At 69.8% G+C, this 19476-nt stretch carries 16 protein-coding genes and 2 pseudogenes; 12 read left to right on the top strand and 6 right to left on the bottom strand.

Annotation, left to right across the window (positions count from 1 at the left end; translation table 11 throughout):
• Positions 1–57: 57 nt before the first annotated feature.
• Complete coding sequence (locus tag ACFQ6X_RS14275) at positions 58–624, bottom strand: GNAT family N-acetyltransferase (protein ID WP_383180967.1); 567 nt, start codon at positions 622–624, stop codon at positions 58–60.
• A 93-nt stretch (positions 625–717) separates the two neighbouring features.
• Between ACFQ6X_RS14275 and ACFQ6X_RS14270 the strand changes: the two genes are divergently transcribed.
• The 4 genes from ACFQ6X_RS14270 (at position 718) to ACFQ6X_RS14255 (ending at position 5608) form a co-directional block, all read left to right on the top strand.
• Positions 718–990: a DUF6228 family protein gene (locus ACFQ6X_RS14270; RefSeq protein ID WP_383181391.1), complete on the top strand. Its 273-nt coding sequence runs from the start codon at positions 718–720 to the stop codon at positions 988–990.
• An 80-nt stretch (positions 991–1070) separates the two neighbouring features.
• Entirely contained in the window at positions 1071–1667 is a 597-nt protein-coding gene (gene thpR / locus ACFQ6X_RS14265; RefSeq protein ID WP_383180964.1) for an RNA 2',3'-cyclic phosphodiesterase, read from the top strand.
• Between the two features lie 282 nt (positions 1668–1949).
• Complete coding sequence (locus ACFQ6X_RS14260) at positions 1950–4037, top strand: DUF4139 domain-containing protein (protein ID WP_383180961.1); 2088 nt, start codon at positions 1950–1952, stop codon at positions 4035–4037.
• Between the two features lie 8 nt (positions 4038–4045).
• A complete protein-coding gene (locus ACFQ6X_RS14255) occupies positions 4046–5608 on the top strand; it encodes a mucoidy inhibitor MuiA family protein (protein ID WP_383180958.1) in 1563 nt (520 codons plus the stop codon).
• Positions 5609–5693: 85 nt separating this feature from the next.
• Here ACFQ6X_RS14255 and ACFQ6X_RS14250 read toward each other — a convergent pair whose 3' ends face one another.
• Entirely contained in the window at positions 5694–6869 is a 1176-nt protein-coding gene (locus ACFQ6X_RS14250) for an epoxide hydrolase family protein (RefSeq protein WP_383180955.1), read from the bottom strand.
• Positions 6870–7102: 233 nt separating this feature from the next.
• On the opposite strand from ACFQ6X_RS14250, the gene ACFQ6X_RS14245 reads away from it, so the two are divergent.
• Positions 7103–8386 (top strand): low temperature requirement protein A, encoded by a 1284-nt coding sequence (locus tag ACFQ6X_RS14245; RefSeq protein ID WP_383180952.1) that lies wholly within the window; start codon positions 7103–7105, stop codon positions 8384–8386.
• Between the two features lie 32 nt (positions 8387–8418).
• On the opposite strand, the gene ACFQ6X_RS14240 is transcribed toward ACFQ6X_RS14245, so the two are convergent.
• Entirely contained in the window at positions 8419–9165 is a 747-nt protein-coding gene (locus tag ACFQ6X_RS14240) for a TetR/AcrR family transcriptional regulator (RefSeq protein ID WP_383180948.1), read from the bottom strand.
• A 90-nt stretch (positions 9166–9255) separates the two neighbouring features.
• Between ACFQ6X_RS14240 and ACFQ6X_RS14235 the strand changes: the two genes are divergently transcribed.
• The 4 genes and pseudogenes from ACFQ6X_RS14235 to ACFQ6X_RS14220 all read left to right on the top strand — a co-directional run bounded on the left by ACFQ6X_RS14235 (position 9256) and on the right by ACFQ6X_RS14220 (position 12563).
• Entirely contained in the window at positions 9256–10128 is an 873-nt protein-coding gene (locus ACFQ6X_RS14235; RefSeq protein ID WP_383180945.1) for an SDR family oxidoreductase, read from the top strand.
• Positions 10129–10288: 160 nt separating this feature from the next.
• Complete coding sequence (locus ACFQ6X_RS14230; RefSeq protein ID WP_383180942.1) at positions 10289–10663, top strand: hypothetical protein; 375 nt, start codon at positions 10289–10291, stop codon at positions 10661–10663.
• A gap of 87 nt (positions 10664–10750) precedes the next feature.
• A pseudogene (locus ACFQ6X_RS14225) lies at positions 10751–10894 on the top strand (IS630 family transposase); the annotation flags it as partial.
• 241 nt (positions 10895–11135) lie between these two features.
• On the top strand, positions 11136–12563 hold the full coding sequence (locus ACFQ6X_RS14220) for a serine hydrolase domain-containing protein (RefSeq protein WP_383180939.1): 1428 nt from the start codon (positions 11136–11138) through the stop codon (positions 12561–12563).
• A 9-nt stretch (positions 12564–12572) separates the two neighbouring features.
• Here the strand turns inward: ACFQ6X_RS14220 and ACFQ6X_RS14215 are convergent.
• Together ACFQ6X_RS14215 and ACFQ6X_RS14210 are read right to left on the bottom strand one after the other, a co-directional pair.
• Positions 12573–12755, bottom strand: a pseudogene (locus ACFQ6X_RS14215) (IS630 family transposase); the annotation flags it as partial.
• 292 nt (positions 12756–13047) lie between these two features.
• The gene (locus tag ACFQ6X_RS14210; RefSeq protein WP_383180936.1) at positions 13048–13986 is read right to left on the bottom strand and encodes a GlxA family transcriptional regulator; all 939 of its coding nucleotides are present in this window, start codon (positions 13984–13986) and stop codon (positions 13048–13050) included.
• Positions 13987–14219: 233 nt separating this feature from the next.
• On the opposite strand from ACFQ6X_RS14210, the gene ACFQ6X_RS14205 reads away from it, so the two are divergent.
• Positions 14220–14909 carry a DJ-1/PfpI family protein gene (locus ACFQ6X_RS14205; protein WP_383180933.1) on the top strand — a complete coding sequence of 230 codons (690 nt, stop codon included), beginning with the start codon at positions 14220–14222 and terminating at the stop codon, positions 14907–14909.
• A gap of 50 nt (positions 14910–14959) precedes the next feature.
• Positions 14960–15271, top strand: a complete 312-nt coding sequence (locus ACFQ6X_RS14200; protein WP_383180930.1) for a hypothetical protein — start codon at positions 14960–14962, stop codon at positions 15269–15271.
• A 52-nt stretch (positions 15272–15323) separates the two neighbouring features.
• On the opposite strand, the gene ACFQ6X_RS14195 is transcribed toward ACFQ6X_RS14200, so the two are convergent.
• Positions 15324–18347, bottom strand: coding sequence for a family 16 glycoside hydrolase (locus ACFQ6X_RS14195; protein WP_383180927.1), 3024 nt, complete (start codon positions 18345–18347; stop codon positions 15324–15326).
• A 283-nt stretch (positions 18348–18630) separates the two neighbouring features.
• Between ACFQ6X_RS14195 and ACFQ6X_RS14190 the strand changes: the two genes are divergently transcribed.
• Positions 18631–19425, top strand: a complete 795-nt coding sequence (locus ACFQ6X_RS14190; RefSeq protein WP_383180924.1) for an integrase — start codon at positions 18631–18633, stop codon at positions 19423–19425.
• Positions 19426–19476 lie beyond the last annotated feature (51 nt).

Below are 19476 nucleotides of genomic sequence, written 5' to 3'. Positions count from 1 at the left end.
CCAGCATCTGTCGTCGCAGGGCCTCCCCATCGATCGAGAGGGACTCGGAGCACGCGGTCAGCGCAGAGCCGGGTACGGGTGTGCGGCCCAGTGTTCGGCGGCGGTGATACCGAACAGCACGACGTCGTGGTAGCTGCCGGCGAAGAATTCATGCTGCCGAAGCCGCCCCTCCTCCACGAATCCCAACCTGCGGTAGAGGCCGAGGGAAGCGTCGTTGAATGCGTAGACCTCTACCTCACACTTGTTGTGGCGCTGCTCGGCGAACATGTAGGTGAGGACCAGTTCGGTGGCCTCGGCCGCGTACCCCTTCCCACGGTGATTCCGGCTGATCTCGATCCCCGTCTTGAACCGTCCCGCACGGGCATCGGTCTCTCCGACGGTCACCGCCCCTGCGAACGCACCGTCGTCCAGCACCTCGACGACCAGCCGGAATGCTTCACCCCCTGGCGGACGTCCCGCGCGCTCGGCAGTCCACGATCGAAAGCTCTCGTCCGAGCGTGGGGGCTCGACCATGTCGGCATTGCGGACGTCGACGGTGTTCTGGGCCAGGTCACGGAAACACTCCCAGTCCTTCGCCTCGACACCTCGCAGACGCACCTTCTCGCCGGTCCACATCTCACTCATGGCACTTCCCATTCCAGTCGGTCGCAGCCACGGACGGCCATGCGCTGAAATGCCACAGGGTAGCGGTGGGGCGCGGCCGCGCCCGAGTGGGAAATCTGGTCCCCCGCGCCCATCACGCGGGCGCGTCCACGGGACCGCCGAGGCAGTACGGACTTCCGAGGACGGGAGGGCGACCAGAGTTGGCAGACGCATGACGGCGATCTGACGGTGTCGACCGCCTTCCGGTCAGGCGGTCCCGTCGGGCCGACCTGGACAGTGTGCCCTTGGCCCTACGCCGTCGGCGGATGGTGCGCCCCGGTGACCACCTGGCTCGGGGCCGGAGAGCAAATGGCCTCGCTCGCATCCGATGTGGGCCGTCCTCGCTGATGAGCGGTGACGGCAAACAGGCCCACCCCGTCCCACCCCGGCCGTCGCATCGGCCGTCCGGATACGGTACGAAGTCCGGTGTGAACGAACAGACCCAGCCCGCGACCGTTCGCGTGTTCATCGCCCTCGCCCCGCCCGACCCTGCGAAGGAAGAACTCGCCCGGGAGCTGCGCCCCGCCTATGACACGCACCCTCAGATGCGATGGAATCGCATCGAGGACTGGCACATCACCCTGGCGTTCCTCGGGGAGCTCCCGGCCGAGGCCGTTCCGCTGCTGCGCTCGCCTCTCGCCGAACTCGCAGCGCACCACCGACCACCTCGCCTGGCACTGCGCGGCAGCGGAAGCTTCGACGACCGGGTGCTGTGGAGCGGGATCGAGGGAGACCTCGATGAGCTGCACATGCTCGCGGCCGATGTGCGTACGGCGGTCAAGAGCTGTGGTGTCGCCTTCGAGGACCGGCCCCTGCGCCCGCACCTCACCTTGGCCCGTGCACGCCGCGGTGACAGGTCCTCTGCGGTGGAAATCGCCGCCGGGCTCGCCGGGTTCACCGGCCACCGGTGGCCTGCCGAACGCCTGCACCTGGTCGGCAGCAACGTCGGCCGCAGCAGCGGACCGATCCACTACCGCGACATCGAGGCTTGGGCCCTCGGCAGCGGGTCCCCCGGTGGAACTTGAGCGGGCGGCCGGCCCGATCTGGGCACGACTCCCGACAAGAGGTAGAACCTTGCCGTGCCAAGCTTCGGGTCACACCGATAGGCACCGTGAGCGCTTCGGCGAGGCGTGCTTCCAGGGTCTGGCGGCTTCGTCGCGGCCCCCGCAGACCGAACCGCATCGGGGTGACGTTCCGCGCCAGCGAATCCGTCCTTGGCCGCGAACTGACGGGCCGGGACTCGACGCGGAGGCGCGGGGCATCCGGGCGTAGGCTTCGCCCAGCACTGACCGGGGGGAGCGGAAGACATGACGGCCGAAGCAGCGCAGAGGTGGGGGTCGACCCTCGATTCTGTGGTGGTGTACGAGCAGGGTGCGGTCTGCCGCCGCCTGGCCCGGGGCAGCGTGCCGTCTGACGGCAGGGTGCGGGTGACGGGACTCCCCCGCTCGCTGGACCCGGGGTCGCTGCGGGCCCGTGTTCTGGGCGCCCCAGGGGTGCGCGTCAGTGAGGCTCGGGTAGAGGTCGAGGCCGAGCCGCTCGGCACGTCCGCGCCCGACGAGTTGCAGCACACGGTCGAGCAGTTGCGCGACGAGTACGCGGCGGCGCAGCGTCGCCGGGAGCATCTGCTGAGCCTGATCGAGGAGGTCAGGGCTCTGCACCCGGTCCCGCCGGCCCGCAAGCGCGAGGACCCGCACCGCCGCACCCCGGTCGACGCGTGGCTGGAGCTCGCCGACTTCATGGACGAGCGGCTGGCTGGACTGCACACCCGCCTCGTCGAGTCGGAGGAGGCGCTGCGCCGTATCCAGCACGAGCTCGACGTCGCCGCGGACAGGCTGGCCCGCGCCTCCACCGACGCGCCGTCGGCACACGTGGAGACCACGGTCTCGGCCTTCGTGATCATCGACGCCTCCGGCACCGGTGACGCGAACGCGGACACATACGCGGAGGTCGAACTGGAACTGGAGTACGGGGTGCCGGGCGCCGTCTGGGTGCCGGCCTACCGTCTCACCCACCGTCAGGGTGACCGCAGCGGCCGTCTGGTGCTGCGCGCTTCGGTCGCCCAGCGCACCGGCGAGGACTGGACCGACGTGTCCGTCGCCCTGGCCACGGCCGATCTGCGGCGCGGTACCGAGTTGCCGAAGCTCCGCTCCATGCGGATCGGACGCCGTCAGCCCGCATCCTCGCCTTCTGGCTGGCGCGAGCCCCCGGCCGGCCTCACGGACCTGTTCGACGGGTACGACGCGGCGGGCCCTCGACCGGCCACGACCACCACCGCAGTGCCCGTCGCCGCCCCGTCCTGGCCCGTTCCGCCGCCACCGCCACCGCCGTCGCCCGCACCGCAGGCCTACGGCGCGCCCACCGGTGCGTTCCCCGTGCCGGGCGGCGCCTTCCCGGAGGCCTTCACCGGTGCCATGCCCGCAGCCGCGCAGCCGGTCCAGGCCCCGAGTGCCAGGCGGAGTTCCGGTGGCCGGGCCTTCGCCGCCCCCGCCCCCGCCCCCATGACACCCGCGGCCCCTGGTGGAGCCGCACCGCCGCCACCGCCTGCACCGGCCGCCGGTCCGCCGCAGCCGAGCGGCGCCGAGCTCGACTACGCCGGCCTCGTCCTGTGCGGCCCCGACGAGTCAGCCGGTCGCAGGGGCCGGTTGTTCCCCGGCTCCCGGTTCGACCCGGTGGCTGCCGAGTACCGCCGCCGGGCCGAGTCGGTGGCCGCGCTGCGGCTGCCCGGGCACTCCGTGCGGCCCCGCGAGTCGGCGGGTTCCTTCGACCACCGCTTCGACCCCGCGGCCCGCGCCGACATTCCGTCGGACGGCATCTGGCACACCATCACCGTCGGCGAGATCCCGGTCGGCCTGCACACCGAGTACCTGTGCCTGCCGTCCGTGGAACCGACCGTGTACGCGACGTTGGTACTGTCCAACGCCACCGACCAGGCTCTGCTCGCCGGCCCGGTGGAGGTAACCGTCGACGACGACTTCCTTCTGACTGCCGCATTGCCCACGGTCGCCCCCGGTGGCGTCTGTCGGGTCGGGCTCGGACCGGCCGAGGGTGTTCAGGTCACCCGCCGTACGAACCTCCACGAGTCCACCTCGGGCCTGCGCAACAACACCACCGTGCTCGACCACCGCGTCCATGTGGAGCTGGCCAACCGCCTCTCGACGCCCATCACCCTCGAGGTCCGGGAGCGGGTGCCCGTCACCTCCGAACCGGATGTCCGGATCGTGGAACGCGCCGACTGGACGACACCCGAGGACGGCCCGGGGTCCGATCGCCATGCCCCGGGCACCCGCGTCTGGCGGGTGGACCTGCCCGTCGGCGGCACCGCCGTGCTCGACGGCGGTTACGAGATCCGAATCCCGGCCGGCAAGGCCCTCATCGGCGGCAACCGCAGGAGCTGACACACCCCATGACCACAGCCCCCAAGCCGATCGCCCTGCCCGTCACCGCCGTCACCTGCCTGGAGGACCGCGCCCACGTCGAACGTGCCGTCGTCCTCGACCTGGAGGCGGGAGTCCAGCGGTTGCGTCTCGGGCCGGTCAGCGCGATGGCCGTCGACCGGACCCTCCATGCCGAGCTGACCACCGATCACCCGGCCGCCGTACTCGACGTGCGGATATCGCGCAGCTGGACACCGCGCGGGCCGCAGCCGGACACCGATGGCGACTCCGCCCTGCGTCGGCGGGTGCACGCGCTCGAAGAGGAACAGTTCGCCCTGGCACAACGGCGCGACCGGCTGCAGGCCCGCCGGGACCTCCTCGGCCGAATCGCCGCCGATCTGCTGCGGGACATCGGCGAGGGTGCGGGCTCCGGAGAGACCGACGGACCCCGCTGGGCACGCGAGCTGGACCGGGTGGACGACGAACGCGGCTCGTGCGCCGAGCAACTCCGCACCGCCGAGGCCCGGATGGCCGCCCTCGCCGACGAAATCGCGGAGGCGGAGCGGGCCCTCTACGTATCGGAGGACGAGCCCGCCGAGCTCGTCGGCCATATCGAGCTGACCGTGGAAACGGCGGTTGCCGGGCCCGTCGGGCTGCGCCTGAGCCACCTCACCCCGTGTGCACTGTGGCGTCCCGCCTACCGGGCCGTGCTCGACGGGGATTCCCTGACGCTGGAGACCGATGCGATGGTCTGGCAGCGCACCGGCGAGGACTGGTCGGACGTACGGCTGACGCTGTCCACGGCGCGCTCTGCTCTGGCCACCGATCCGCCGCGCCTGAAAGAGGACCGGCTGACGCTCACGGACCGCTCCGTCGCGGAGCGCCGGACGGTCGACATCGAGCTGCGCGAGGAGGAGATCGGGACTCTCGGCCCGTCCCCGGTGCTCGGCCTGCCGGGAGTCGACGACGGCGGCGAGGCACGGGTGTTGCGGTCCCCGGCGCCGGTCTCCCTGCCCAGCGACGGCCACGCGCACCGCGTGCCGCTGTCCACTTTCACCACGGCCGCGCACAGTGAGTACGCGTGTTCGCCCGAGCTGTCCCCCTTGGTCACCCGGGTGGTGCGATTCGACAACCTGGCCGGCCATGCGCTGCTCGCCGGACCCGTGGACCTGGTCCGCGACAGTGGATTCAGCGGCCGGGGGACGCTGGACTTCACCGCCCCGGGTGCCCCCGTCGAGCTCGCCTTCGGCAGCTGCGACGACCATCGGGTGGTCCGGCATGCCGAGGAGTCACGCGACTCCACCGGGATCACCCAGCGGACCGTCATCACCCGCACGATCCAACTGCACCTGTCCCGGTTCTCGGCCCCCGGGGAACAGGGCGACCAGGTGGTTGCCCTGCGGGAGCGGCTCCCGATCTCCGAAGTCTCCGCAGTGGAGGTCCGCATGCGCGAGGAAGCCTGCTCCCCTGCGCCCGATGTGGTCGACGCCGAGGGCATCGCCCGCTGGGACGTCACCCTCCCGCCCAACGGCCACCGGACGGTCACCCTGGTCTACGAGCTGTCGGCGAGCGCCAAGGTCACCGGGCTCTGAGCTCCGCTCTCGGCTGCGTGGATCGCCGAGTTCCACACGGGTCGTGCGGGACGAGGGGGGGCGGGCACCACGCGCGGTGCCCCTCTCAGGCCGTCGCCGCCGCCCGGTAGGGGCGGAAGAGCGCGCGGAGTTCCTGCGCGTAGAGCTCGGGCTCTTCGAACGGTGCGAAGTGCCCGCCGCGCGGGGGCTCGGTCACGCGCACGGCGTTCGTCGTGCGCTCGAGCCATGCTCGCGGCGGGCGGACGACGTCGCCCTTGAAGAGCGAGAAGCCGGAGGGTACTTCGACCCGGCGGGCGTGCTGGCTGGGTGGGATCGCGGCGTTCGCACGGTACATGCGCATCGACGAGCCGATCGTCCCCGTCAGCCAGTAGAGGGTGATGTTCGTGAGGATCTCGTCCTTCGTGAAGCTCCGCTCGATGTCACCGTCGCAGTCGCTCCATCCCCGGAGCTTCTCGACGATCCACGCGGCGAGCCCGGCCGGTGAGTCGTTGAGGCCGAAAGCCGCGGTCTGGGGCTTTGTTCGGTGCATGGACGCGTAGGCGCCCTCGGTGGCGCCCCAGGCCGCGGCGCTTTCGATCCAGGCACTCTCCTCGGGCGCGAGGTCCGCTGGGTCGCCGGTGAAGACGGGCAGGCCCCCGTCGGTACGGTGGACGGCCACGACCCGGTCGGGGTGGTCGAGCGCGAGGTAGCGGCTCACGTGGCTCCCCATGTCCCCGCCCGCCGCGCCGAACCGCTCGTAGCCGAGGACGTCCATGAGCTCGGCCCACAGACCGGCGACGGCGATGGAGTCCAGGGGCGTGCCGGTGGGGCGGTCGGAGTACCCGTAGCCCGGCATGTCGGGCACCACCACGTCGAACGCGTCGGCGGGGTCGGCGCCGTGCGCACCGGGATCGGTGAGGAGGGGGATGACCTTGGCGTAGCGCCAGAACGAGTCCGGCCAGCCGTGACTGAGGACCAGGGGCAGGGCGGACTGGGCGGGCGCGGCGGCCCGGACGTGCACGAAGTGGATCCCGAGGCCGCCGAGGGGGACGCGGAAATGGGGCAGCCGGGCCAGCGCCGCCTCCTGCGCCGGCCAGTCGAACTCGTCCGCCCAGTAGGCGACGAGCTCGCGGAGGTAGGTGAGGTCGGTTCCGAACGACCACCCGGCGTCCTCGGGCGCGTCCGGCCAGCGCGTCGCGCGCAGCCGCGCCCGGAGGTCCTCGAGCGCCGCGGGGGCGGTCTGCGGGGTGAACGGCTCGGGGCGGGGCAGGGCGTCCGGCATGGGACGCATGCTAACGCCCCTGGTTCGGATCATCCGGGGCTCGCGGGGCCCGACACGCGCGGGTACGGCAGATGCGTCGACGAGCGCACGGCACAGGAAGGAGGCGGCGTGTCGGCTTCACCGTCACGCGAGCCGCTTGCCTCACCCCGATCCGCGAGGTGCATCTCGTCCGGTGGTCCGACCCGGGCCGCGGATCATCGAATAGCCACCGGCCGGCAAACATAATGCCGTCCATGAACTCCGCGCACCCCGCCGGTTCCGGCAAAGGCAAGCTGGCGCACCGTCTGGTGCCCATGACGGGTCGTGACCCGAAAGAGCTCGCCCGGTCCTCCTCCCCACTGGAGCTGCTGTTCGACCTGACTTTTGTGGTCGCGGTCGGCACGGCGGCCTCCCACTTCGCCGAGATGGCGGCCGAGGGTCATCCGGGGCAGGCGGTCACCGCGTTCGTACTGGCGATGTTCGCGATCAGCGTCGCGTGGATCAGCTTCAGCTGGTTCGCCTCCGCCTTCGGTACCGACGACTGGCTCGACCGGGCACTGACGATGGTGCAGATGATCGGCGTCGTCGTCTTCTCGCTCGGTCTGCCGGCCATGTTCCACTCCGTCGAAGAGGGGGGACACCTCGAGCTGCGCGTGATGGTGCTCGGATACGTCGTGATGCGCGTCGCGATCGTGCTGCAGTGGTGGCGCGCCGCCCGGGAATCCCCCTCGTACCGGGCCGTCTGCACGGCGAACATCCGTTGGATCGTGACCGCTCAGCTCGGTTGGGTCGTGGTCGGATTCACACAGCCGCAGCTCGCCGTCGCGTTCGCCGCCTTCGCCGTGCTCGGGGCACTGGAACTGGCAGTTCCTCTGCTCACGCAAGGCAGCGCGGGCGGAACCCCCTGGCACCCCCACCATGTGGCCGAGCGCTACGGCCTGTTCGCGATCATCGTTCTCGGCGAGAGTGTCGTCGGCACCGTCGCCTCCTCGGGCGACCTCCTCGGGGGCGTGGACGGACTGCACTGGAGCGGTAACGCCATCGCCGTCGTCGTCGCCGGCGTCGGACTGACCTTCGGCATGTGGTGGGTGTACTTCTCCACCCCCTTCGGTGACGTCCTCGTGCACCGCCGCAACCGCGGATACCTCTTCGGTTACGGACACATCCCGCTCTTCATGGGGATCGCCGGGGCGGGCGCCGGACTCCACATGGCCGGCCTGCAACTGGAACACCACTCAGAGCTCGGTGACGTCGCCGTCGTCCTGTCCCTGGCCATCCCGGTCGGCCTCTACCTGCTGATGGTCTATCTGCTGCACACGCTGCTGCTGTCCGCCGCAGACCGCTTCCACCTGCTCCTGATCTCCGTCACCCTCGCCGTGCTTCTCGCGGCCGTCCTGCTGTCCGCCGCCGGAGTGGCGATCGCGGTGTGTCTGCTCGTCATCATGCTCGCCCCCTTCGTCACCGTGGTCGGATACGAGACGGTCGGCCACCGCCATCAGCGACGCATGCTGCAGGAACTCGCCGAAGGCGGCCACTGACGCACCGCGGGAGCGCACTGCCCCCGGCGGGCTCACCCGTCGGAGGCGAGGCGGTTCAGCCACTCCCCCAGCAAGTGCTGTTCCCCGCTGCTGAGGGTCGTCTGGTCGGGCAGCGCAGCGCGCAGGGCGCGGGCGGCTCCGGCCGGACCCTCGTCCTGTACGGCCGGTTCCTCGTTGGTGACGGCACAGACCATGGACTCGCGCATGGTGGTCAGCAGGGCGGGGTTGCGCCGGTCCTCGGGCAGGGACAGCCAGGTGAGCACCGCACCGCGCGCCGTGGCGTGAATGATCATGGCCGCGAGTTCTTCGTCCACCCGGAGCCGGCCGCCCACGGCAAGGCGCCGGACACGGCCCATCAGGATGTCCATGCCTGCTTGGAAGGCCGGCGACTCGGCCCTTGTGGGCTCGCTGTACATCAGCGTGTACAGGGCGGGATTGGCCAGACCGAATTCGACCGCCAGGTCCCAGCCCGCCCTCAGGTCCTCGATGAGGTCCTGAGGATCGGGGTCGACGTCCTTGCTCGCCAGGAACGTCGCGAAGCCGTACTCGGCCACCGCGTCGAGCAGCCCGTCCTTGTCGCCGAACAGCCGGTAGATGGCCGGTGGCTGCACCCCCGCCGCGACCGCGACCGCGCGGGTGGTGACGGCGTCCCGGCCCTCGCGCTCCAGCAGGTCGGCGGCGGCCTCGACGACTCGCTGCCGGGGCTGTTCGACGCCCTTGGCCGTGGTGTCGGAGGTGAGGGCGGTGTCGCCGTTCGTGGCACGTGGACGTGGTGGCATGTATCAACGATACAGGTCGAACAGTTCCGTCGTTAATATCAATGATACGTTGGTATTGATTCCAATGGAACTAGACCGCAGGAGTACACCGTGATCATCGTGACCGGAGCCACAGGACAGCTCGGACGTCAGATTGTCGAGAGGCTGTTGACGCGTGTACCGGCGGACCGGGTCGGCGTCAGCGTCCGGGACCCGCAGAAGGCCCAGCCATTCGCCGACCGGGGAGTACGGGTGCGGCACGGCAGCTTCGACGACCCCGCCGGCCTCACCCACGCCTTCGAAGGTGCCTCCCAGGTGCTGATCGTGTCCGTCGACAAGATGGGCGAGGAGGCCGTGCGACAGCACCGGGCCGCGATCGACGGGGCAGTCGCGGCCGGGGCCCGCCGCATCCTCTACACCAGCCACATGGGCGCCAGCGCCTCATCGCTCTTCCAGCCCTGCCGCGACCACGCCACCACGGAGGAAGCGCTGCGCGCATCCGGCGTGCCGTTCACTTCGCTGCGCAACGGCTTCTACGCAGGCAGTGCGCTGCAGTTCGCCGGCCACGGCCTGGAGTCCGGCCTGATGGCGCTCCCCGCAGACGGGCCGGTGAGCTGGACCGCGCACGCCGATCTCGCCGACGCGGCCGCCGCCGTCCTGGCCGACGAGGGCAGCTTCGACGGCCCCACGCCGCCACTCACCGCTGCTCAGGCGCTCACGTTCGACGACATCGCCTCCATAGCCACCGAGGCCACGGGCCGCACCATCACCAGGACCACCGCACCCGATGACCAGTTCCACAAGCAGCTGGTGAGCAACGGCGTCCCCGCCGAAGCGGCGGACCAGTTGCTCGGCGTCTTCGCCGCCGCTCGCGTCGGCGAATTCGCAGCCGTCGACCCGACACTGGCCGCCCTGCTCGGCCGCGAGCCCCTCACCCTGAGCGCAGTCCTGCGCGGGCAGCTGTCCAGCAACGACGGGCACTGACCGGCTCGCACGTCACGGCGACCGCGCCGATCGGACGGAATCGGCGCGTAGGGGAGGTCTGCGACCGCCGACGATGGCCAAGGTGTCCCCTGCAGGTATTCTGCTGCGGGATTTACGGGCGACAGCGACGAGCTGACGCGGTTTCAGCCAGGGGGTCAATGTGGTGCGCGTGATGAAGGCGGTGGTCCCGGTCATCGCCCTGGTGGCGGTGGCGGCGGGATGTTCCTCGTCCGAGGGCAAGGACGAGCAGCGGCTGACGGAGCTGCGGGAGAACTACTGCACGCAGCTGGGGACATGGCAGAAGGCGCGGAACGCGGCTGACACGGAAACGCCCGATCCGTCGGGGTTCGACGAGGTCGGGGCCGTCGCTCAGGACGCCTTCCTCGCCATGCGACCGCTCCAGGACGAGACCGTCGGAGGAGGCCGCACCTTGGCGGAAGCGACGGTGGCAGCGATGAAGAACAACGACTCCGAGGCGGAGGGACGCGTCGTGCAGTATTGCGGTGACTCCGGCTTCGAGACGCTGACCCGCTAGTGCGTCGACCGGGTGACTTCGCCGGGTCGGTGCGCTGGGGAACGGTGGGGCGTTGAGCCCTGTCCGTTTCGGTTTCGCGGAGGCGTGGTGGCAGAGCCGGTCAGGGTTCGTCGGTCGTCCGACCAGGAAGGGCAGAAGCTGCGGCAGATCGTGCGGTGCGGAGCCATGAGCACGGTGCGCTACCGCAGCACGATGCTGCTGCTTGCCTCGGCCGGCGGGAACCGGATCCCGACCCCATCCGCTGCTGCTTGCAGGCCGTATCTACGGCGGCGCCCACAGGCCCGCACCTACCGGTCGCCCCCCTGCGTGCACAGCTGTCGGACACCGCCATCGCTCCATGAAGAAAACCTCATGGAACCGTGACTCGACCTGGCCGTAACATACCCAGGCTGGCAGCCCCTGCTCCATGCACATCGCTGTCATCGATCCACCTCGTCGAACCAGATCCGCGTGCATCTGTCAGGGAGTCAGAGTGTCTGCTGAACGCGCCCTGCTTCCACGTTCGGCACCGGCTGCCTCGGGAATCTCGTCCCGTTCGATCGCCGCGCTGCTGGACCGGCTCGAAGCACGATCGATCGAGTGTCACTCCATCATGGTCGTGCACCACGGACACGTCGTCGCCGAAGGCTGGTGGGCGCCGTATTCGGCCGAACGTCCGCATCTTCTCTACTCGCTGACCAAATCGTTCACGTCGATCGCCGTGGGGCTCGCGGTCGCCGACGGACTCCTCTCGCTGGACGATCGGGTGGTGCAGGTGTTGCCCGACCACGTCCCGGCCGACATCTCGGAGCAGGGAAGCCGCATCACCGTTCACCACCTGCTGTCCATGACGGCCGGGCACCCCACGGACAGCCTCGCCGAAGCCTGGCAGCTGGAACCCGACGACTTGGTGAAGGGCTTCCTGGGCCTGCCGTTTGCCACGGCCGAGGGAACGCGGCACACCTACGACAACTCAACCACCTTCATCCTGGCCCGGATGGTGGAGCGGGTCACGGGTCGCGGTCTCCCGGAGTTCCTCGACGAACGCCTCTTCAAGCCGATGGGCATCGACCACGCCGAATGGGACCGGGTGAAGAGCGGTGCCGCCTTCGGATTCCACGGACTGCACCTCACGACCGAGGCCATTGCCGCCTTCGGTGAACTACTGCTGCGCGGCGGCCGCTTCGGCGACCAGCAACTCGTCCCGCGCGAATGGGTGGAGCTCACGACCAGTCGGCACATCGACAGCGAGTGGATCCTGGACGGATCGGACCAGGCGGACTTCTCTTACGGCTACGGCTATCAGTTCTGGATGTCGCGTCACGGCTACCACGGTCATGGCTCCTACGGACAGCAGTGTGTGGTGGTCCCCTCGCACGATCTCGTGGTCGCGGTGACCGCCCAAGGGACGTCCCAGGAGGTGCTCGACGCCATATGGGAGTGCTTGCTACCCGGCGTGGACCATGCGGGAAGCGCCCAGGACGACGAGATCCTCGCCGATCGACTGCAGCAACTGTCATTGTCTCCGGTGCCGGGTTCCGCCGACCCGGAGCGTTCGGCCAGCGCGACGCTCGACTCCTCAGCTGAGGGCTCGGCCCTCCCCGACGGAACGACGGTGATCATCGATCCCGTCGACGGCGGATGGCTCGTACGGTTCGAGTCCCTCCTCGAAGTTGAGGTCGGCCACGGCGACTGGCGGGAAAGCTCCCCGCTCGGCCGGCCTGTCGTCGCGGCCGGTGCCTGGCAGGGCAGCACATTCGTGGCCGATCTCTACGTCGTCACCACCCCGCACCGCGTTCAACTGGTCGTCGACGCCGAGGCGAGGACCGCGGCGGCGACCTGGAGCACGGTGCCCCTGACCGGTCCCAGCCTGGAATTGCACGTGCGTTCGCCACTGATGACACGACCTGACGTGGAGTAAGAGATAGCGGCCTTTCTCGCTGCGGATGCGGGCGCGTTCGCGGCGTTGGGCGGCCAGGACGTCGGGGTGGCAGGCGTGGGTGTTTCGCCGGCGCAGGTATGCCTGGAGGGCACGGGTCTGGACGGTGTGGTTCAGGTGGTGGGAGTTGGCCAGGGTGAACTGCCGCAGGGGCCCGAAGTGGGTCTCGCCAGGGAGTTCACGGCGCCTTTGCGGCGGCGAGCTTGCGCAGGATGACCGGGACCCGGCTGCCTCCGGCTGAGGCCGGCAGCATCATCGCGTGGCGGTAGCGCACCGTGTTCATGGTGCCGCGCCGCACGATCTGCTGCAGCTGCCGGCCCTCCTGGTTCGGACAACCGACGGACCCTGACCGGCTCTGCCACCACGCCTCCACAAAGCTGGAACGAAGCTGCCCCCCCGTTCCGCATCCCACCGACCGGCGAAGCCACCTGGTCACCGCACCAGTGACGTATGTCCGTATCCCCCGTCAGCTGAAGGCTCTGCGGTAGCTGTGAGGGCTGACACCGGTGGACTTCTTGAAGCGGTCGCGGAAAGCGGTCGGCGACCCGAAGCCGACCTGGGCACCGATGCGTTCAACGGTGTGATGGGTGGATTCCAGCAGGTGCTGGGCCTGGCGGATGCGGGCTCGGTGGAGCCACTGGAGTGGAGTGGTGCCCGTCTGTTCGCGGAAGCGGCGGATCAGGGTTCGGGTGCTGACCCCGGCGTGGGCGGCGATGTCGGCCAGGGTGAGCTCGGTGCCGAGGTTGTCCTGGAGCCAGGCGAGAAGGGGTTCGAGCGTGCTGCCCCGAGGGGTGGGCGCGTAGTCGTGGACGATGAACTGCGCCTGCCCGCCCTCGCGCTCCAACGGCATGACGGACAGCCGGGCCGCGTCGGCGGCGACGGCCGAGCCGTAGTCGTTGCGGATCATGTGCAGGCACAGATCCAGTCCTGCGGCGGCGCCTGCCGAGGTGAGGATCTGGCCGTTGTCGACGTAGAGGACGTCCGGGTCGACCTCGATGTCCGGGTAGGAAGTGGCGAGGAGTTCGGCTGCGATCCAGTGGGTCGTGGCGCGCAGGCCGTCCAGGAGCCCGGTGGCGGCCAGGGGGAACGTGCCCGAGCAGATGGAAGCGATGCGCGTGCCGTCCTGGGCGGCCGTCCGTAGTGCGTCACGGACAGCAGGAGTCGGCGGGACGGTGGGTTGGGCGGTGCCGGGCACGATGATCGTGTCCGCACCCTTGAGGCCCTCCAGCCCCCAAGGTGCGCGCAGGGTGAACGCGCCCGCGTCGGTCTCCGGCTGCTCCGCGCACACCCGGATCTGATATCCGGGGCGGCCGTCCGGGAGACGGGTGCGCGTGAAGACCTCGATGGGGGTGGAGAGGTCGAACGGGATCACCCGGTCCAGGGCGAGGACGGCGACAGTGTGCATGCCGAGAAGGTACCTCTCCCGCATGACCGGAAAGTACCGCTCCACCGGTGGGCGGTCTCGTGATCCAGCGCCGGAGAATCTCTGATTCCCCAGGCCGGAAGCCCTCTCCCCGGGTGTGGCGCTATTCCGTTGGAGGGTGTCATTAATGCCTCTGGGAGGCAGGGTGGCAGCTGGCTAGCGTCAAGGGTGAACCCGGCGCGGACCGGGCCGGCCGGACCCGGAGGACCCCATCCATGCGCGCTCAGATCGTCCTGTTCGATGGTTTCGACCCCCTCGACGTCATCGCGCCCTACGAAGTGCTGTACGCGGGAGGCACCGCATCCGGCGGCCTGGTGAGCGTGGAACTCGTCTCCGCCGAAGGGCCGCGGGAGGTGGTCAGCGGCACCGGGGCCCTGGCGCTGCGCGCCACAGCTGCCCTCGACCCCGCGCGAGCGGACCTGATCCTGGTTCCCGGCGCCTCGGGCCGCGTCGGAGTGCCCGGCGAGGTCCCCGACCACGACGCCGGTGGGGGTGAGTGGGAACAGGACGCGTTCATCCCGGTACTGCTGGGCCGCACGCTCACCACCGAGCTGCCCGCGCTCCTCAGGACGGCGATGGACGACCCCGGGGTGGTCGTCGGCGCGGTGTGCGGCGGCTCGCTCGTCCTGGCGATGGCCGGGCTGCTGGAAGGCCGCCACGCCACCACCCACCACATGGGCCTGGACATGCTCGACGCCACGGGTGTCCACGCGGTGAGGGCGCGCGTCGTCGACGACGGAGACCTCGTCACCGGTGCGGGCGTCACCTCCGGGCTCGACCTCGGCCTGTACCTGCTGGAGCGCGAAGTGGGCCCCCGGATCGCCCACACCGTCGAGGAGTTGTTCGCCCATGAGCGCCGCGGGACCGTCTGGCGCAATGTGGGCCCGACACCCACCGGCCTCTGATTACCAACCCTTTCTGCCCTGCACCACATCCGTTGGAAAGAGAAGAAGACATGGCCGTCGAAGGCACCTGGGATCTGTCCATATCCACGCCCATCGGAAGGATCGAGGCCGTGGTCGAACTCATCAGCAGGGACGGCGTCCTGACCGGAGTCGCCCACGGGGCGGGAGAGGAGGTCCCGCTCAGCGACGTCGCCCTCGACGGCGACCGGCTCACCTGGAAGCAGGCCGTCACCAAGCCGATGCGCCTGAACCTGGCCTTCGCCCTGGAGGTCGACGGCGACACCCTGGCCGGCACCTCCAAGGCCGGACGCCTGCCCGCCTCCAAGGTCACCGGCCTGCGCCGCACCGTCCCGGCGGCCTGATACCGGGGCGGTCCAGTGACCCGGTTGCGCCACTGGACCGCTCCGGTCCATGTCAGCCGAGCGGTTCGATCCAGAGGTTCCTGAAGCGGACCTTGTTGCCGTGGTCCTGGAGCCGGATCGCGCCCGCAGCTGCCGATTCGGCGTCACCGGCCCCGGTCGGGCCGTCGATGGCCACGTTGTCGTGGACCTTCTTGCCGTTCCACACGACCGTGATCCTGGCGTCGTCGGTCTTCTTGCCCGCGGCGTCGAAACGGGCCGCGCGGAAGTCGATGTCGTACGTCTGCCAGGTCTCGGGAGCGGTCGCCGCGTTCAGGTCGGCGGCCTTCTTGTTGTAGAGGGACGCGGCCTCGTTCGCGGCGAGTTTCTCCACTCCGAACGAGTCCAGGATCTGGAGCTCGTACCGCTCCTGGAGATAGATGCCACTGTTGCCGCGATCCTGCCCGGTGACGTCGTCCGGCAGCTTCGGCACCCGGAATTCGGCGTGCATTCTGAAGTCGCCGAAGGCCTGCTTGGTGCGGATGTCGCCGCAGCACACCTCGATGGAGTTCTCGGCGGTACGCGGCCATTCGACGCCACGGCCGTCGGTGTGCTGCCAGCCGGTGGAGACGCTGCCGCCGGAGAACAGGTCGATGCGGCTGCCCGGCCTGCGCACCTCGATCATGTCGAGGTTGACGTGGCCGGTGTCCTCGGGCCGATAGGTGTAGGTGATGGTGTTGCGGCCCTTGCGCAGGTCGAGCCGCTCGGTTCCGGTGGACCAGCGGTTCCAGGCGCCGGTGGAGGGGAGGCTGGTCTGCCGCGCCTGGCCGCCGTTGACGCTCACACCGATCGTCTTGGTGCCGGTGAAGGGGTTGGGGCCGTTGGCGTAGCGGAGACCCACGTCGTACGTGCCCTTCACGGGTACGTCGACGTCGAAGGTGGCGGTGGCACCCTCGGTACCGAAGCCGTCGACGAAGCCACCCCCGGTGTAACCGGCGTGCTCGGTGTCGATGCCCGCTCCCCCGGAGAGTCGCGCGGATTCGGCGTCGTACCCCGTGACGGGCGCCTCGGGGCCCGGGCGGGCGTTCAGCGTGTACCAGGCCTCGGTGGACCACAGTTGCTCACCGTCCGCGGAGGCGAACGGGCGCGGCGAGCGTACGTGCACCACCCGGTCGGTCTTCAGGCCGGGCACCGTGATCCTGACCGTGCGACGGTCGTCGGAGATCTGGGCGGCCGCGACGGGGAGCTTCTCCTCGTCGACCTTCGGGCCCCCGTACGCCGGGGTGGGGACGTAGCGCCACTGCTCCACCGAGTAGGCGCCGCTCGTCAGCTTGGCGACGGTCTCCTCCGACAGGGGCTTGGTGTAGCTGAGTTCGAAGCCGTCGCGGGTTGCGCGCATGGTCTTGATGTCGAAGACGTTCTTGCCGTTCGGTGTGAGTTTCTGGAGACCGAAGCGGAGTTTGCCCTCCTGGCCCCAGTTGCCGTCGGCGCCGAGGCCGCCCGCGTAGATGGCGCCGTCCGGCCCGGTGCTGATCCGGGTGATGCCTGCTTCCAGGCCCTGCGTGTGCCGGAACACCGCGCCCTGGTACTCGCCGTCCACCTTCTCCAGGTCGGCGCGCTGGATTCCGCCGTAGGTGACGTCACCGAAGAGCAGTTGCCCGGCGAAGGGTCCCTTCTTCAACAGCATCGGTGTGCTGGGCGAGTTGGCTATCTCGTTCTGCGGCAGCCACAGCACCGGCTTGGTGACCGTACGGTCGTCGAACGGGCCGTCCGGGTTGGTGTAGTGGTTGAAGAACCGGTCCTGCTTGACGTGGACCAGTTTGGAGGCGGGCAGCCAGCCGCCCTGGTTGTCGGTGACGAACAGGTCCCCCTCGGGGCCGCGCCCGATCCCGTTCGGTGTGCGCAGGCCACCGGCCAGGTAACTGACCTTCCCTGTGGCCTTGTTGACCTTGATGGTGGTGCCACGGTTCGTGGCCGGCTGCGGATCGGTCGTCGCACCGCCGTAGTTGATGGCGACGGACAGGTTCAGATAGAAGTTCCCCTCCTCGTAGAGCAGGCCGAAGGCGAACTCGTGGAAGTTTCCTCCGTAGGGCCACTCGGCGACCTTGCGGATCTCGCCTGCCGTGTTGTCGCCCTCGATGTCCGACAACTCGGTCAGCTGGTGTTTCTCCGAGACGTACAGCTTTCCGTCGACGTACTTGATCCCCATCGGCTCCCTGAGGCCGCCGGCGATCTTCTTGTACGTGACCTTGTCCGGGCCGGTGTCTCCCGTGACGTGGTCGAGGACGTACACCTCTCCCTTGGTCTCGGTGCTGCCGCCCCAGGTGGTCACGGCGAGCCTGCCGTCCGGCAGCCAGTCCATCGCGGAGACCTGGGGCTCGAAGCCCGCGGGGCGCAGGTCGGTGAGGGTGTAGCCGGGGTTGACCGAGGTCAGCGGGAGGCCGTCGCCGGGGGTGTCGTAGGTGCCTTCGCACTCCTTGCGCCCGGGGGCCGTGACGCGGACGACACCCGCGTCGGTGCTGAGCACGGAGTTCGGGACGAGGGCGAAGTCGGCTGCCCCTGGCGGCTTCCACTGGAGGGTGACCTGCTGGCCGCCGCCGCGGTCGAAGTGGTCGATGTGCAGGGCGTGGTAGCCGGGAGCGAGGGCGATTTCACCGTCCTTGGGTTCGGCGCCGTGCAGTCCGTCGTGGTCGATGACCTGCTGGTCGCCGATGAGGAGGCGGGAGCCGTCGTCACTGATCAGACGGAAGGCGTAGGTGCCGTCGGCGGGGACGTTGATGTTGCCGATGATCTGCGAGACGAAGTTGTCGGTGAATCCGAAGCCGTCGGTGGAGGACCAGTCGGCGGTGGGGATCAGCTTGTCGACGTTGGGTGTCTGGGCGGGCTTGAGATCGCAGAGTGCGTCCAGCGGGGACTGGATGTCGAAGACGCGGAGCGTGACACCGGGTTCCTGGGGCGGCAGGTCCGCGAAGGGCCTCTCGTCCGCACCGGCGGTGCCGGCGGCGAGGCCGCTGGTGAGAAGCACCGAGAGGAGCAGCCCGGTGATTCTTTGTGCTCTGGGGCGATGGCTACGGAGGTTCGGGTACTTGCGTGGCGTCACTCTTCCTCCTGCTGGGCGCTGCGGTGCGGCGCGACCGGGGCGGCCCGCGTCCGCGGAGTGGAGTTCGTGCACGTACGAGTGGTGCGGTGGCGTTCCGCTCCGTTGCCTGCGGTCCGCCGCGCGAAATCGACGCCCAGCGTACGAACATCGCATCGAACCGTCCATACTTTGTCCTCAATGAGGAAAAACTCGTTGGGAGTTGATCGGCCTCGGCATGCAAAGCGCCTGATCGCGTGGGCGGTTGTTAGTGTCGGCGCCTTCATCGGCGGAAGGACGGCGGGCCGTGCGGGTATCGATGACGAGCGCCGCGGCGCGGGCCGGCCGCGTGAACGAGGACTTCACCGGCGCCGTGCCGACGGCCGCGGTGCTGATCGACGGCGCCGGCATCCCTGGATCGGAATCGACCTGTCGGCACGGCGTGGCCTGGTACGCCGACCGTCTCGGAGGCACGCTCCTCGGTCTCCTGTCACTCGCGCGGGACCGCAGCCTCCCGGCGTTGCTCGCGCAGGCCATCGAGCAGGTGACGGACGATCACCGGGACACCTGCGACGTCGCCGACCCCATCGCTCCGTCGGCGACCGTGGCCGTCCTGCGCGTGTCCGACGGCCTCGTCGAATACCTGGTGCTCGGTGACTCCTTCCTCGTACTCGACAGAGCGGACGGTGCGCCGCTCGTCGTGTCCGACCCCCGCGAGGTGATCATCAGCCGGTCGTTCCTGCCCGCGCTCGAGGCCGCCCAGGAGGGCAGCGAGAAATACCACCAGGTCCTGCGGGACCTTCGCGCCAACCGGAACGGACCGGGCGGCTTCTGGGTGGCCAAGAACGACCCGCGTGCGGCGGACGAGGCGATCACCGGAAGCTGTCCGGCCCACGGGCTGAGCGCTGCCGCCCTGCTCAGCAACGGAGCCAGTCGCGTCGTCGACCGGTTCGGGCTCACCGACTGGCCGGGGGCCATGGCTCTCCTGGCGTCGAGCGGACCCGCCGAAGTGGTGCGTCGCGTCCGTCAGGCGGAGGCCCGCCACGCGGTGGCAGCGGACGATGCGACGATCGCGTACTGCACCGGCCTCGGCGGGTCCTGACCGCCGTCGGCCGCGAACGTGGTCGGCGCCCCGCCCACGACGACGGGTGCT

The sequence above is a fragment of the Streptomyces sp. NPDC056452 genome (assembly GCF_042796085.1).
In the GTDB taxonomy this organism is placed as follows: domain Bacteria; phylum Actinomycetota; class Actinomycetes; order Streptomycetales; family Streptomycetaceae; genus Streptomyces.
Note: the sequence above shows the minus strand (reverse complement) of the source record. Positions and strands in the feature narration are given on the sequence as shown.